General features: G+C 70.8%; 12 protein-coding genes. 6 read left to right on the top strand and 6 right to left on the bottom strand.

Annotated elements, in window-relative coordinates:
- Window positions 1-11: 11 nt before the first annotated feature.
- From ACFYT4_RS00775 to ACFYT4_RS00765, 3 genes are read right to left on the bottom strand one after another with little or no spacing between them, the layout of a single operon-like run.
- Window positions 12-875 carry an ABC transporter permease gene (locus tag ACFYT4_RS00775; protein WP_389263868.1) on the bottom strand — a complete coding sequence of 288 codons (864 nt, stop codon included), beginning with the start codon at window positions 873-875 and terminating at the stop codon, window positions 12-14.
- Window positions 863-1,723, bottom strand: coding sequence for an ABC transporter permease (locus ACFYT4_RS00770; RefSeq protein WP_389263866.1), 861 nt, complete (start codon window positions 1,721-1,723; stop codon window positions 863-865). Before ACFYT4_RS00770 ends, ACFYT4_RS00775 begins: the two co-directional genes overlap by 13 nt.
- Complete coding sequence (locus tag ACFYT4_RS00765; RefSeq protein ID WP_389264236.1) at window positions 1,723-2,847, bottom strand: ABC transporter substrate-binding protein; 1,125 nt, start codon at window positions 2,845-2,847, stop codon at window positions 1,723-1,725. The genes ACFYT4_RS00770 and ACFYT4_RS00765 overlap by 1 nt, the downstream gene beginning before the upstream one ends.
- A gap of 292 nt (window positions 2,848-3,139) precedes the next feature.
- On the opposite strand from ACFYT4_RS00765, the gene ACFYT4_RS00760 reads away from it, so the two are divergent.
- On the top strand, window positions 3,140-3,907 hold the full coding sequence (locus ACFYT4_RS00760; RefSeq protein ID WP_389263864.1) for a GntR family transcriptional regulator: 768 nt from the start codon (window positions 3,140-3,142) through the stop codon (window positions 3,905-3,907).
- Between the two features lie 362 nt (window positions 3,908-4,269).
- On the opposite strand, the gene dusB is transcribed toward ACFYT4_RS00760, so the two are convergent.
- Window positions 4,270-5,487 carry a tRNA dihydrouridine synthase DusB gene (gene dusB / locus ACFYT4_RS00755; protein ID WP_389263862.1) on the bottom strand — a complete coding sequence of 406 codons (1,218 nt, stop codon included), beginning with the start codon at window positions 5,485-5,487 and terminating at the stop codon, window positions 4,270-4,272.
- Window positions 5,488-5,564: 77 nt separating this feature from the next.
- Here dusB and ACFYT4_RS00750 point away from each other — a divergent pair, with 77 nt between their 5' ends.
- Window positions 5,565-6,998, top strand: a complete 1,434-nt coding sequence (locus ACFYT4_RS00750) for an MFS transporter (RefSeq protein ID WP_389263860.1) — start codon at window positions 5,565-5,567, stop codon at window positions 6,996-6,998.
- A 349-nt stretch (window positions 6,999-7,347) separates the two neighbouring features.
- Here the strand turns inward: ACFYT4_RS00750 and ACFYT4_RS00745 are convergent, their stop codons facing one another.
- Both ACFYT4_RS00745 and ACFYT4_RS00740 read right to left on the bottom strand, forming a co-directional pair.
- Window positions 7,348-7,548 (bottom strand): DUF6243 family protein, encoded by a 201-nt coding sequence (locus ACFYT4_RS00745; RefSeq protein ID WP_389263859.1) that lies wholly within the window; start codon window positions 7,546-7,548, stop codon window positions 7,348-7,350.
- Between the two features lie 229 nt (window positions 7,549-7,777).
- Complete coding sequence (locus tag ACFYT4_RS00740) at window positions 7,778-9,160, bottom strand: glycine--tRNA ligase (protein WP_389263857.1); 1,383 nt, start codon at window positions 9,158-9,160, stop codon at window positions 7,778-7,780.
- Between the two features lie 246 nt (window positions 9,161-9,406).
- On the opposite strand from ACFYT4_RS00740, the gene ACFYT4_RS00735 reads away from it, so the two are divergent.
- The 4 genes from ACFYT4_RS00735 (at window position 9,407) to ACFYT4_RS00720 (ending at window position 12,571) form a co-directional block, all read left to right on the top strand.
- Window positions 9,407-10,351: a metal ABC transporter substrate-binding protein gene (locus ACFYT4_RS00735; protein ID WP_389263855.1), complete on the top strand. Its 945-nt coding sequence runs from the start codon at window positions 9,407-9,409 to the stop codon at window positions 10,349-10,351.
- Complete coding sequence (locus ACFYT4_RS00730) at window positions 10,348-11,148, top strand: metal ABC transporter ATP-binding protein (protein ID WP_389263854.1); 801 nt, start codon at window positions 10,348-10,350, stop codon at window positions 11,146-11,148. Before ACFYT4_RS00735 ends, ACFYT4_RS00730 begins: the two co-directional genes overlap by 4 nt.
- A gap of 2 nt (window positions 11,149-11,150) precedes the next feature.
- Complete coding sequence (locus ACFYT4_RS00725) at window positions 11,151-12,044, top strand: metal ABC transporter permease (RefSeq protein ID WP_389263853.1); 894 nt, start codon at window positions 11,151-11,153, stop codon at window positions 12,042-12,044.
- Between the two features lie 92 nt (window positions 12,045-12,136).
- On the top strand, window positions 12,137-12,571 hold the full coding sequence (locus tag ACFYT4_RS00720) for a Fur family transcriptional regulator (protein WP_389263852.1): 435 nt from the start codon (window positions 12,137-12,139) through the stop codon (window positions 12,569-12,571).
- Window positions 12,572-12,614: the final 43 nt, after the last annotated feature.

Genomic DNA, 12,614 nt, shown 5'->3' with positions numbered 1-12,614 from the left:
GGCCGTGGACATCAGGACTCCTTGCTGGAGGCGGAGGGGGCTTTGCCCGCGCGGGACAGGAGCAGCAGCAGCGCCCAGGTGATCAGCAGGCTGAGGATGGAGACGGCCACCGACATACGGGCCTGCGAGCCGGAGACGCTGACGATCCACACCGCGAAGGGCTGGTAGCCCGAGAGCGCGGCGATGGTGAACTCGCCGAGCACCAGCGCCAGGGTGAGGAACGCGGCCCCGGCGAGCGCGGTGCGCAGATTCGGCAGGAGGACCCGGCCGATGACGTACGGCCAGCTCGCGCCGCAGTTGCGGGCGGCCTCGACGAGCGTGGGCACATCGACGGCCCGCAGTCCGGCGTCCAGGGACCGGTACACGAACGGCAGCGCCAGCACGGTGTACGCGAAGACGAGGACCAGCGGGAAGCTCTCGTCCTGGATCACCAGGAACGTCTGGTAGAGCGGGGTCCGCGACAGATGCTCCGGCCCCCATCGCAGCACCGTGCCGATACCGGTGACCAGCGCGATCGGCGGTACGACGAGCGGCAGCATGCACACGACCTCGACCACGGACCGCAGCCCCGGCGCACCGAGGCGCACCGCGACGAGCGCGGGCACGGCGAGCAGCAGGACCAGTGCGATGGTGGCGGCGGCCAGGCCCAGCGACAGCAGCAGGCTGTCGGTGAAGCCCTCGGCGCCGAGGATCCCGGTGTACGCCTCGAAGGAGACGCCCCGGCCGGGGGTGTGGACGGTGAAGACGAACGACGCGACGAGCGGCACCAGGAAGTACAGCCCAGCGAGCGTGAGCACGAGCCCGCGCCAGACCCGTACCCGTGAACGGGCCCGTACGGCGGGCAGGGAGACGGGCGAGGTGGTCAGCGCAGCCATCGGGCACTCCGTCGCTGAAGGGGCAGATAGACCGCCATGACCAGGCCGGCGATCACGATCATGTCCAGGCCGAGGGCGAGCGCCACGTTCTCCTGTCCGGCCATCACATTGCCCGCGAGCGCGTCCGCGATCTTCAGGGTGACCAGGGGGACGGAGCCGCCGACCAGGGCGGCGGCGGTGGCGTGTGCGGCGAACGCGCTGCCGAAGAGCAGGACGAAGCCGCCGAGCAGTGAGGGCGCGAGGACGGGCAGTCCCACCATCCGCCAGAACTGCCAGGTGCTCGCGCCGGTGTTCTGGGCCGCCTCGCGCCACTGGGGCCGCAGACCGTCCAGCGCCGGGACGATCGTGATCACCATCAGGGGGGTGAGGAAGTACAGATAGACGACGGTGAGCCCGGTGAAGGAGTACAGATTCCAGCCGAGGCTCTCCAGATCGGCGAGGCGGGTGACCACACCGGAGATGCCGGCGGTCGCGATGAAGGCGAAGGCGAGCGGCACACCGCCGAAGTTGGCGAGCACACCGGACGCGGTGAGTGTCGCGCTCCGCAGCCACTCCCGCCGGGAGGTGACGACGGCCTGGGCGATGAGCAGCCCGGCGACGGACCCGATGAGGGCGGTGAGCGCGGACAGCCGGATGCTGCCGGCGAGCGACCCGAGGTAGGGGCCCTGGAGCGAGCGCCGGACATGCGCGCCGGTCAGGCCGTGTGCGTCGGTCACCGCGCCGTGCAGGAGGGCGGCGAGCGGGACGCCGAAGCACAGGCCCGCGAAGAGGAGCAGCGGGAGGGCCGCGAGCCAGGTCCGTGACCGTGGCCCGCGGCGTACTCCGGCCGCCCGGGTGGCTGCGGACATCAGGAGAGGGCCTTGTCCCAGTTCTGCGCGAGGGCTTCCTTGGCCTTGTCCATCTCGGTGTCGGACGGGAAGGTCGGGGTGCCGGCGACCTTGGGCAGCTTGGTGACGAACTGCTTGTCGACCGTGCCGTCCTCGGTCATGGCGGGCAGCAGCACCGGCCGGGCGTATCCCTTGAGCCAGAGGTTCTGGCCCTCGGGGCTGTACAGGAACTCCATCCACAGGCGGGCTGCGGCCGGGTGGGGCGCGTCCTTGTTGATGGCCTGCGAGTAGTACTGGGCGTAGACGCCGTCGGCGGGGACGGAGACCTTCCAGTCGACGCCCTTGCCGCGGAACTGGTCGGCGTAGCCGGCGTTGAGGTAGTCCCAGTCGATGGAGATGGGCGTCTCGCCCTTCTCGACCGTGGCCGGGGTGGACTCGACGGGGATGAAGTTGCCGGACTTGCGGAGCTTGGCGAAGTAGTCGATGCCGGGGTGGATGTCGCCGAACGAGCCGCCGTTGGCGAGCGCCGCCGCGTACACACCGCCGAACGCGGAACCGGACTTGGTCGGGTTGCCGTTGAGCGCGACCTTGCCCTTGTACTCGGGCTTCAGCAGATCGGCGAAGGTCTCGGGGCAGTTCTTGATCTTGTTGGCGTCGCAGCCGATGGAGACATAACCGCCGTAGTCGTTGAACCAGTTGCCCTCGGGGTCCTTCTGGTCGGCGGGGATCTTGCCGAACGCCTCGACCTTGTAGGGCGCGAACAGCCCCTCGGCCGCGCCGCTGCGGGCGAAGGCGATACCGAGGTCGAGGGTGTCGGGGGCGCGCTTCTGCCCCTTGCGTGCCTTGACCGCGGCGATCTCGTCGGCGCTGGAGGCGTCCGGGTTCTCGTTGTTGATCTTGATCTTGTACTTGGCCTCGAACGCCTTGATGACCTCGCCGTAGTTCGCCCAGTCGGTCGGGACGGCGATGATGTTCAGCTCCCCCTCCTTCTCGGCGGCCTCGACGAGCCCTTCCATCCCGCCGAAGTCGGCGGCGGAGGTGGCGGACTCCGCCGCCGGCTTGGCGTCGCTCGCGGTCTCGCCCTCGGGGGCGGCACCACAGGCCGTGAGGGTGGTGAGCGCGACGGCGCCGAGCAGGGCGGTCATGCCGAGACGGGAAGGTATGGACACGGTCTCTCCCGGAGACGAGGGTGGAACTTGTCTGAACAAGCTGAGATCAGTTCGCCCGCTCGACCTGTCCTGACCATGAACTCGACATGGCCGGAACAGAGAGACTTCCGAAAGAGATGAATGCCGGTTTTTGCCGATTGAGACGGGCTTGCGCAGGCGCTTTACGGCCGGGCTAGGCTGACTGCGGGGTGGGAACCGGGGCGCGGTCGGCGGGGCAGCTCGCGAACGGCTGCGCACAGCTCCATGGATTCGGGTCGGAGGCGTACGGGTGAGCACGGCGCGGTATCTGGAGATCGCGGAGGCGCTGCGGCGGTCGATCCTCGGCGGTGAGTACGCGGTCGGGGCGCGGCTCCCCTCGGAGAGCGCCCTCGCGGACCGGTGGTCCGCCTCCCGCGGGACGGTCCGCCGGGCCGTCGCGCTCCTGGCGTCGGAGGGTCTGATCGGCTCCCGCCAGGGCGCGCGCAGAATCGTGCTGCGGCAGGAACGCCGGCACAGCTTCGCCGAGTTGAACAGCTTCGCGCAGTGGGCGCAGTCCATGGGTTACGAGGTCGCGAGCCGTGTCCTCAAGCGCACCCACCGCCCGGCGACCCCGACGGAGGCGGCCCGCCTCGCCGTCCCGCCGGACTCTGCCGTCCTGCACGTGCTGCGACTGCGGCTCCTCGACGGCAACCCGGCCATGCTCGAACGCACCGCGTACGCACCGTGGGTGGCGCCGGCGGTGCAGGAACTCCCCGACGACTGCGTCTCGATCATGAACTCCCTCGCCGAACTCCACGGAGTCGTCGCCCACTACGGCGAGCACCTCATCGACGCGGTACCGGCGGGGAGCGTGGACGCCCGGCTCCTGCGGGTGCGGCGCGGGAGTCCGCTGCTGCGGCAGCGGCATCTGTCGAGTACGGCGGCCGGGCGGCCGATCGAGTGGACGGAGGACCGTTACGCGGCGGGCAGCGTCACCTTCAGCGTGAGCAACTCCAGCCCCGCGGCCCCCCTGTCCCGCCGCCTCACCCCCACCACCCCCCGCCCCTCCGACACCTGAGAACGAACCCGCCACCACAACCCAGCCCGTCCGGCGCTTGAGGACGAACCCGAATGCGGGCGTGGGCCACGTGGCATGACCAAAGCCCGGGACCGCGCATTCCAGCCCGTCCGGCGCTTGAGGACGGACCCGAACGCGGGGCGTGGGCGCCCCGGGAAGACCGGACACCTGTGCAGCCACACCCAGCCTCGGCGCCCAACGGACAAAGCCACCACCAACCCAGCCCGTCCGGCGTTTGAGGACGGACCTCAGCCCCAGGCAGGGGCCACCCGGCAAGACCGGACACCCAGGGGGAGCCAAACCCAGCCCGTCCGGCGCTTGAGGACAAAAGCCCGCGCCCGGACCAAGGGCCACCGCACCCGCTACCCCCCCGACGTGTCCAGCTCCGCCTCCGGCCCGATGCCCGCGCAGTCGTACGGATCCTTCAGCCACCCGTCCGGCAGGACGACCCGGTTGTTCCCGGACGTACGCCCACGGGGACCATCCGCGCCGGAGGGCCATGGCTGATCCAGATCCAGCCGCCCCAGCCCCTCGTCCAGCTCATCGAGCGACGAGGTGATCGCCAGTCGCTTCCGCATCTCGGAGCCGACCGAGAACCCCTTGAGGTACCAGGCGACGTGCTTGCGGAAGTCGATGACACCGCGCGACTCGTCACCGATCCACTCACCGAGCAGCTCCGCGTGCCGACGCATGACCCCCGCGACCTCCCGCAGGGTCGGCGCGGCGGCGGCGCCCCCGCCCTCGAACGCCGTGACGAGATCACCGAAGAGCCAGGGCCGCCCCAGGCACCCGCGCCCCACGACCACTCCGTCGCAGCCGGTCTCACGGACCATCCGCAGCGCGTCGTCGGCGGACCAGATGTCACCGTTGCCGAGGACGGGAATCTCGGGGACGTGCTCCTTGAGCCGGGCGATCGCGTCCCAGTCCGCCGTACCGCCGTAGTGCTGGGCCGCCGTACGCCCGTGCAGGGCGATCGCCGTGACGCCCTCCTGGACCGCGATCCGGCCGGCGTCGAGATAGGTGATGTGGTCCTCGTCGATGCCCTTGCGCATCTTCATGGTGACGGGGAGGTCCCCCGCCCCCGTGACCGCCTCGCGCAGGATCGCCCGCAGCAGGGGCCGCTTGTACGGAAGGGCCGAGCCGCCGCCCTTGCGGGTCACCTTCGGGACCGGGCAGCCGAAGTTCAGATCGATGTGGTCGGCGAGATCCTCGTCGACGATCATGCGGACCGCCTTGCCGACGGTCACGGGATCGACCCCGTACAGCTGGATCGACCGGGGCGTCTCCCCCGCGTCGAAGTGGATCAGCTGCATGGTCTTCTCGTTGCGCTCGACCAGCGCCCGGGTCGTGATCATCTCGCTCACGAAGAGCCCCCGGCCGGCGGTGGCCGCCTCCGCCGTCTCCGGGGCGTCCGCCGGAGGCAGTCCCCCGAACCCCCGGACGCCCTCGGCGAACTCCCGGCAGAGCGTGCGGAACGGCGCGTTCGTGATACCGGCCATCGGCGCCAGCACCACCGGCGGCCGCACGGCATGCGGGCCGATGGTCAGGGTCGGGGCGGCGGACGGGGCGAGCGTGGTCATTGCTCCATTGTCACGTATGGCGGCATGCCCGTGATGTCACAGCAGCCACATTCATTAGTTAGCCGTACTATCGACGCATGCCCGAGCTGACATCCCGACGGCGGCTCCTCGTGCTGGCGATCTGCTGTATGAGTCTGCTGATCGTCAGCCTGGACAACACGATCCTCAATGTCGCGCTGCCCTCCATGGGCAGGGAGCTGAACGCTTCCGTCTCGGGGCTGCAGTGGACGATCGACGCGTACACCCTCGTCCTCGCCTCCCTGCTGATGCTCGCGGGCTCCACGGCGGACCGGATCGGCCGCCGCAAGGTGTTCATGGCGGGGCTGGTGCTGTTCACGCTGGGCTCGCTGCTGTGCTCGCTCGCGCCCAGCCTGGAGCTGCTGGTCGTCTACCGGATGGTCCAGGCCGTCGGCGGCTCCATGCTCAACCCGGTCGCGATGTCGATCATCACCAACACCTTCACCGAGCCGGCGGCGCGCGCCCGCGCGATCGGGGTGTGGGGCGGGGTCGTGGGGATCTCCATGGCCGCGGGGCCGCTGGTCGGCGGGCTGCTCGTGGACTCGGTCGGCTGGCGCTCGATCTTCTGGGTCAATCTGCCGGTGGGCCTCGCCGCGCTGGTGCTGACCTGGCGTTACGTACCGGAGTCCCGCGCGCCGCGGCCCCGGCGGGCCGACCCGGTGGGGCAATTGCTGATCATCGCGCTCCTCGGCTCACTGACGTACGCGATCATCGAGACGGATCCCGTCTTCGCGGGGATCGCGGCCGTGGCCCTGGTGGGTGTGCTGCTGTATGAGCCGAGGCGGCGCGAGCCCCTGATCGATCTCCGATTCTTCCGGAGCGCGCCGTTCAGCGGGGCGACGGTGATCGCGGTGTCGGCCTTCGCCGCGCTGGGCGGATTCCTGTTCCTCAACACCCTCTACCTCCAGGACGCGCGCGGTCTGTCCGCCCTGGAGGCAGGGCTCTACATGCTCCCGATGGCGGGCCTGACATTCGTCTGCGCACCGCTGTCGGGGCGGCTGGTGGGCAGCCGGGGGCCCCGGCTGCCGCTGCTGGTCGCCGGGACCGCGATGGCGGCGAGCGGGGTGATGTTCGCGGCGTTCGAGGCGGAGACGTCCGATGTGGCGCTCTTCACGGGGTACATGCTCTTCGGCGCCGGCTTCGGCATGGTGAACTCGCCCATCACCAACACGGCGGTCTCCGGCATGCCCCGCGCCCAGGCGGGTGTCGCGGCGGCGGTCGCGTCCACGAGCCGCCAGATCGGACAGACCCTCGGGGTCGCGGTGATCGGCACGGTGCTGGCGGCGGGTGTGTCCCTGGGAACGGGATCGGGTACGGGGTCGGCCTCGGCCTTCGTCGAGGCGAGCCGGCCCGCGTGGTGGATCATCGCGGGGTGCGGGCTGTCCGTGCTCGTGGTCGGCGCGCTGACGAGCGGTCCCTGGGCACAGGCGACGGCGCTGCGGTGCGCGGACCGTCTGGAGACGGAGACGGAGACGGAGAGGACGGCGGTGTAAGGGCGGGGGTGCGTTGGGGGCGGGCCGGGTTCCCGACGGGTGAGCGGTCCGCCGGAGGGGCCGGAGCCCGCGCAAGCGGCCCACGCACCGGGCCCGGGTCCGTCCTCAAGCGCCGGACGGGCTGGAATCTGCGCCCCGCGCCCGGGCCCGCGCCAAATCGCCCCCACCCCGGGCACAGGTCCGTCCTCAAACGCCGGACGGGCTGGAATCTGCACCCCGGGCCGTCCTCAAACGCCGGACCGGCTGGATGAGCGGCCCCGCGCCCAGCGGGTGGGTGGGTGGGGGCAGCGCGAGGCCCCGGGGCGCTCGTGGTGGCGCTCCGGGGCCCGGGGGATGTGCGCGGGGTCGGTCAGTCCTCGGTGTGCGAGGCGTCCTCGGCCCCGCCCTCACCCTGCGCGCGCTCCCGCATCTTGCGTACCAGGTCCGCCTTCTGGTCGGCGGCGGCCTTGCGGTCGGCGTTGCGGGTCGGTCCGTTGCCCTGCTGGTCGGCACGGGACAGCTTCTTGCGCTGTCCGCCCACGCCGAGGAGGTTGTTACGGCTCTTGGCCACGGGGTTCTCCCATCGTGGTGAGAAGTGACTGCGGAATCGTCAGACGCGGGCGGACACGGTCCGCCACGCTCTCACTCGTAGATCTGGAAGAACGAATACATGGAGGGGACGTTACCTCTCCTGTCTGCACACGGCACACGATTTTCCGGCCGTGCCGCGGTCGCCGTCACCGTCGGGGCCGGCGACCGGCGGGAAGGACGTCCCCGCCGGTCCCCGGTCCGTACGACCGTCAGCAACCGAGCAGCCGGGCGCCCAGGTACGCCTGGATCTGGTCCAGGGAGACCCGCTCCTGCTTCATGGTGTCGCGCTCACGCACGGTCACCGCGTCGTCGTCGAGGGTGTCGAAGTCGACGGTGACGCAGAACGGCGTGCCGATCTCGTCCTGGCGGCGGTAGCGGCGGCCGATCGCGCCCGCGTCGTCGAACTCGATGTTCCAGTTCTGCCGCAGATCCGCCGCGAGCCCCTTGGCCTTCGGGGACAGCTGCGGGTTGCGGGAGAGCGGCAGCACGGCGACCTTGACGGGCGCGAGGCGCGGGTCGAGGCGCATCACGGTGCGCTTCTCCATGACGCCCTTGGCGTTGGGGGCCTCGTCCTCGTTGTACGCGTCGAGGAGGAAGGCCAGCATCGCGCGGCCGACACCGGCCGCGGGCTCGATGACATACGGCGTCCAGCGCTCGCCGGCCTCCTGGTCGAAGTACGACAGGTCCTGGCCGGACGCCTTGGAGTGCGCCGAGAGGTCGAAGTCGGTGCGGTTGGCGACACCCTCCAGCTCGCCCCACTCGCTGCCGCCGAACTGGAAGCGGTACTCGATGTCGGCGGTGCGCTTGGAGTAGTGGGAGAGCTTGTCCTTGGGGTGCTCGTACCAGCGCATGTTCTCCTCGCGCAGGCCGAGCCCGGTGTACCAGCCCCAGCGCTGGTCCATCCAGTACTGCTGCCAGTGCTCGTCCTCGCCGGGCTTGACGAAGAACTCCATCTCCATCTGCTCGAACTCGCGCGTGCGGAAGATGAAGTTGCCGGGCGTGATCTCGTTGCGGAAGGACTTGCCCATCTGCGCGATGCCGAACGGCGGCTTCTTGCGCGAGGTCTGCTGGACCTGGGCGAAGTTGGTGAAGATGCCCTGCGCGGTCTCGGGCCGCAGATAGGCGACGGAGCCGGAGTCCTGGGTGGGGCCGAGGTGGGTGGCGAGCAGGCCGGAGAACTGCTTGGGGTCGGTGAAGCCGCCCTTGTTGCCGCAGTTCGGGCAGTTGATGTCCGCCAGGCCGTTCTCGGGGGGCCGGCCGTGCTTCTCCTCGTACGCCTCGATCAGGTGGTCGGCGCGGTAGCGCTTGTGGCAGGAGGTGCACTCGGTGAGCGGGTCGCTGAAGGTGGCGACGTGTCCGGACGCCTCCCAGACCTCGGTGGCCAGGATGACCGACGAGTCGATGCCGACGACGTCCTCGCGCGAGGTGACCATGTGGCGCCACCACTGGCGCTTGATGTTCTCCTTCAGCTCCACGCCCAGCGGTCCGTAGTCCCAGGCGGCCCTCTGACCACCGTAGATCTCACTGCAGGGGTAGACGAAGCCACGGCGCTTGCTCAGGTTGACGATCGTGTCGATCTTGTCGGCGGCCACGGTGCTCTCTTCATAGGGGACGACGGCTAAGGGCGAATGCTTCAGATTACCGGCGGGCGCACCCCCCGGATCAAATCGGTGGTCATCGCCTGCGCCCGGGACGAGCGGACGGACCCCGGTCCGGGAGCGGACCGGGGGCGGCAACGGCCGGGCGGCGGCCGGAGAACGGCAGCGCGGAGAGCGGACGGGGATGCCTCCCCGGGGCCTTGTTGACAATCGTTTCCAGTTTTGTTGAAAATGACTGTCATGAACGTACGCCGCCTCATACGTCCCTCCGCCGCCGCGGGAGCCGTTGCCCTCGGCCTGGTCGCCGTCTCCGCCTGCTCCGGCTCCTCCGCCGCGGACGGCAGGGAGAACGGCAGGCTGAAGGTGGTGGCGTCGTTCTATCCCCTGCAGTACCTCGCCGAGCAGATCGGCGGCGATCATGTCGCGGTCTCCACCCTCACCAAGCCGGGTGTCGAGCCCCATGATCTGGAACTGAAGCCGCGCCAGACCGCCCAGCTGGGCGAGGCGGGCTACATCCTCTACCTCAAGGGCGTCCAGCCCGCCGTGGACAAGGCCATCGAGCAGGCCGACGTACCGCACAAGACGGACGCGGGCACCCTGACCGAGCTGGAGACCCACGGAGCCGGGCACGGCGCGGACGACGGCCACGACCACGGCGAGGCGGGCGGCGACCCGCACCTGTGGCTCGACCCGGTGAAGTACGCGGAGGTCGCCGAGGGTGTCTCCGCCGCCCTCGCCGAGGCCGACCCCGACAACGCCGCCGCCTACCGGAAGAACGCCGACGTGCTGACCGGCAAGCTGGCCGGGCTGAACACCAGGTTCGAGCAGGGCCTGAAGAACACGGCCACCAAGACCTTCATCACCACGCACTCCGCCTTCGGCTATCTCGCCGAGCGGTACGGACTGGACCAGGAGGGCATCGCCGGCCTCGACCCCGAGGCCGAGCCCAGCCCCGCCCGGATCAAGGAGATCCAGTCCATCGCCGAGAAGGAGAAGGCCGGCACCGTCTTCTTCGAGCCCCTCGCCGACGACCGGGCCGCGAAGACCCTGGCGAAGGACACCGGGCTGCGGACGGACGTCCTCGACCCGCTCGAAGGCATCACCGACCGGTCCAGGGGCCGCGACTACTTCCAGGTGATGGAGTCCAACCTCACGGCACTGCAGAAAGCACTGGGGGCGAAATGACGAGGACCACGGGCCGCGCGCCCGACCCGACCGGCGGCGCCGAGCCCGCCATATCCGTCCGCGACGCCCGCGCCACGCTGGGCTCGCGGACCGTGCTGCGGGGCATCGACCTGACCGTCGAGCGCGGCGAGGTCGTCGCGCTCCTCGGGGCGAACGGCTCGGGCAAGTCCACCGCCGTACGGTCCGTGATCGGCCAGGTGCCGCTCACGGGCGGCCGGATCGAGCTGTTCGGGACCGAACTGCGCCGCTTCCGGCAGTGGGCGCGCGTCGGATACGTACCGCAGCGGACCACCGCCGCGAGCGGGGTGCCCGCGACCGTGCGCGAGGTCGTCTCCTCGGGCCGGCTCTCCCGCACCCGCCTGGCCAGGCTCTCGCGGGCCGACCGGGCCGCCGTGGACCACGCCATCGGCCTCGTCGGCCTCGCCGACCGCGCCCGGGACTCCGTGAGCGCGCTCTCCGGCGGCCAGCACCAGCGGGTGCTGATCGCCCGCGCACTCGCCTCCGGGCCCGAGCTGCTGATCATGGACGAGCCGATGGCGGGCGTCGACCTCGCCGGTCAGGAGGTCCTCGCCGGGACCCTGCGCGAGCAGGTCGCCGCCGGGACGACCGTCCTGCTGGTGCTCCATGAGCTGGGCGCGATCGAGCCGCTGATCGACCGGGCCGTGGTGCTCCGCGACGGCTGCGTGGTCCACGACGGGCCGCCGCCCGAGGCCGTCGGCCAGCACGCCCTTCCCGGGCACGACCACGTACATCCGCACGCGGCCGGTGAGCCGCTCCGCACGGGACTGCTGACCTGATCATGGAAATCCTCGAAACCGCGTTCATGCAGCGGGCGCTCGTCGCGGCCGTCCTGGTCGGCATCACCGCGCCCGCCGTCGGCATCTATCTCGTCCAGCGGCGGCAGGCGCTGATGGGCGACGGCATCGGCCATGTCGCCATGACCGGTGTCGGCCTCGGCTTTCTGCTCTCCACCAACCCGATCTGGATGGCGACCCTCGTCTCCGTCGCCGGCGCGATCACGATGGAGCTGATCAGGGCGTACGGAAAGACCCGCGGCGACATCGCGCTGGCGATGCTCTTCTACGGGGGCATGGCGGGCGGTGTCCTGCTGATCAACATCTCCGACACCGGTTCGACGGCCAATCTCAGCTCCTTCCTGTTCGGCTCGCTCTCCACCGTCTCGGACGCCGACCTGACCGCGATCGCGCTGCTCGCGGCCTTTGTGGTCCTGGTCTCCCTGGGGCTGCGGCGGCAGCTGTTCGCCGTCAGCCAGGACGAGGAGTTCGCGCGGGTCACCGGCCTGCCCGTACGGGCGCTGAACCTCCTGATCGCGGTCACCGCGGCGGTCACCGTCTCGGTCGCGATGCGGGTGGTGGGACTGCTGCTGGTCAGCGCCCTGATGGTGGTCCCGGTGGCGGCGGCCCAGCAGATCTCCCGGTCCTTCCGGACGACCTTCGCCCTGGCGGTGGCGATCGGCGTCGCGGTGACACTGGCGGGCACCAGCACCTCGTACTACCAGGACGTGCCGCCGGGCGCGACGATCGTGCTGCTCGCCATCGGTGTCTTCGTCGCGCTGACGGCGCTGGCGGCTCCGCTGGCGCGGCGGCGGGCGCGGGCGGTGGAGGACACCGGGGCCGTGTGCGCGTCCGAGGTGCCGCGCGGCCGCCCCTCCGGCGACGACGTCAAGGTCTGATGGACGGACCGGGGGCTTGACTCGTCCGTCCCCCACACCGAGCCTGGCAGAATTGCCCCGACAGGCATGTGTGGCGAAGCGAGGAGGCACCCGTGGTGACGGCGCCAAGCGGCGGTAACACCGCCCCCGTGCGAGGCCGGTCGACCCGGCAGCGTGCCGCGGTGGCGGCGGCGCTGAACGAGGTGGACGAATTCCGCAGCGCACAGGAACTGCACGACATGCTCAAGCACCGGGGCGACTCGGTGGGCCTCACCACCGTCTACCGGACCCTTCAGTCGCTCGCCGACGCCGGCGAGGTCGACGTGCTGCGGACGAGCGAGGGCGAGTCGGTCTACCGCCGCTGCTCCACCGACGACCACCACCACCATCTGGTCTGCCGGATGTGCGGCAAGGCGGTCGAGGTCGAGGGGCCCGCGGTCGAGACCTGGGCGGAGTCGGTGGCCGCCCAGCACGGCTATGTGAACGTGGCCCACACCGTGGAGATCTTCGGCACCTGCGCGGAGTGCGCGGACACGGCCAAGGCCTGACCCGGGGCGCGCGGCCGCGTCGAGGAACCAGGCCGGCCACCCC

Origin of the sequence: Streptomyces sp. NPDC004609 (assembly GCF_042873655.1) — a bacterium.
Taxonomy (GTDB): Bacteria; Actinomycetota; Actinomycetes; order Streptomycetales; family Streptomycetaceae; genus Streptomyces.
Note: the sequence above shows the minus strand (reverse complement) of the source record. Positions and strands in the feature narration are given on the sequence as shown.

Coding starts and splice junctions, on each gene's coding strand:
- ACFYT4_RS00770 (WP_389263866.1), bottom strand. CDS start 1,723: ATGTCCGCAGCCACCCGGGCGGCCGGAGTACGCCGCGGGCCACGGTCA.
- ACFYT4_RS00775 (WP_389263868.1), bottom strand. CDS start 875: ATGGCTGCGCTGACCACCTCGCCCGTCTCCCTGCCCGCCGTACGGGCC.
- ACFYT4_RS00725 (WP_389263853.1), top strand. CDS start 11,151: ATGGAAATCCTCGAAACCGCGTTCATGCAGCGGGCGCTCGTCGCGGCC.
- ACFYT4_RS00730 (WP_389263854.1), top strand. CDS start 10,348: ATGACGAGGACCACGGGCCGCGCGCCCGACCCGACCGGCGGCGCCGAG.
- ACFYT4_RS00750 (WP_389263860.1), top strand. CDS start 5,565: ATGCCCGAGCTGACATCCCGACGGCGGCTCCTCGTGCTGGCGATCTGC.
- ACFYT4_RS00765 (WP_389264236.1), bottom strand. CDS start 2,847: ATGACCGCCCTGCTCGGCGCCGTCGCGCTCACCACCCTCACGGCCTGT.
- dusB (WP_389263862.1), bottom strand. CDS start 5,487: ATGACCACGCTCGCCCCGTCCGCCGCCCCGACCCTGACCATCGGCCCG.
- ACFYT4_RS00735 (WP_389263855.1), top strand. CDS start 9,407: ATGAACGTACGCCGCCTCATACGTCCCTCCGCCGCCGCGGGAGCCGTT.